We start from the raw sequence: 1,036 nt of genomic DNA on the forward strand, positions 1-1,036 counted from the left end.
AAGGCGGTCGCGCAGGGCGACGCAGGGATTCAGCAGAGACAGCGACATGATGTGCTCCAAATAGTTGAGTCGTAGGCACCGGCATTCGCGCCGGCGAGATGTAGCGATCAGGCCGAGGCATTCGCCGCAGCGACGTAGATCACTGCATTGGCGCGCATCGTGCGCAGCAGGCCGTGGCCGAGTTCGAGGAACGCGGCCGGGTCGTCGCTGCCGGCTTCGGCGGCCAGGGCGGCGAGTTGTTCGCGCGCGCTCAGCTGCGGCGCTTCGCCGATGCGTTCGACCAGGCGATAGGCCAGCGGGCTGAGCTCGGAGAACCGGACTTCGCCGTCGGCCTCGCGGCGCAGCAACAGCAGACTGGGCGTCTGCGGCGCGTGCTCGGGGACGAAGCCGGGGCCGATGCGGTGCACCGGCCAGGCGTAGGCCAGGGGCCAGGCCAGCGGCGACAACTGCGGTGCGTGCTCCAGCAGGTCCGCGTCGGCGATGCCGGCGTCGTCGCGCGGGGGCTGCGCTTCGCTCAGTTGCAGGGCCAGTTCGACCCATTCGTAATGCGCCAGCTCGGTCAGGAACGGCGGGTCGCCGACGGCGTCGCGCTGCTCCAGATAGCGCATGAACTCGCGCGCGATCTCAGGAAACAGCGGGGTGCGGCAACGATGGTCGCGGTAGAAGTCGCGCACCAGGCGCGGCCAGCGTTCGTCGCCGAGCAGCCGGCTGATGACCGGGAAGTTGCCCGCCAGCAGGCCTTCGATGTTGTTGAAGAACAGGTCGCGGTAGATGCCCAGGCGGCGGTCTTCCAGGCCGGCCGGGGCCGGACTGGCCTGCGGGTCGCGCAGATAGCGGGTCAATTCGAATTGTTGCGCGCGCAGGCGCGAAGGAGCGTCGTTCATGGGCGGTGCCTGGACTCAGCCGCGGGCGCGGCGGGCCGCGGCGGGCGCGGCCTCGGCGAGGAGGCGGCGCACCTGGCCGAGTTCGCCGAGCAGTTCTTCGTAGGGCGGGAAGTTGAAGTCGCGCTCGAGCAGGGTGGGGCGTTGGCCGAACA

At 70.0% G+C, this 1,036-nt stretch carries 1 protein-coding gene and 1 pseudogene; both read right to left on the reverse strand.

From position 1 onward, the window contains the following. Positions 1-107: 107 nt before the first annotated feature. Positions 108-884, reverse strand: coding sequence for an HvfC family RiPP maturation protein (locus TX83_RS18300; RefSeq protein ID WP_064749415.1), 777 nt, complete (start codon positions 882-884; stop codon positions 108-110). Between the two features lie 15 nt (positions 885-899). Continuing rightward, positions 900-1,036 (reverse strand): annotated as a pseudogene (locus TX83_RS18305) (DUF692 family protein); the annotation flags it as partial.

This window comes from Lysobacter antibioticus HS124, from assembly GCF_000336385.2.
Taxonomy (GTDB): Bacteria; Pseudomonadota; Gammaproteobacteria; order Xanthomonadales; family Xanthomonadaceae; genus Lysobacter; species Lysobacter firmicutimachus.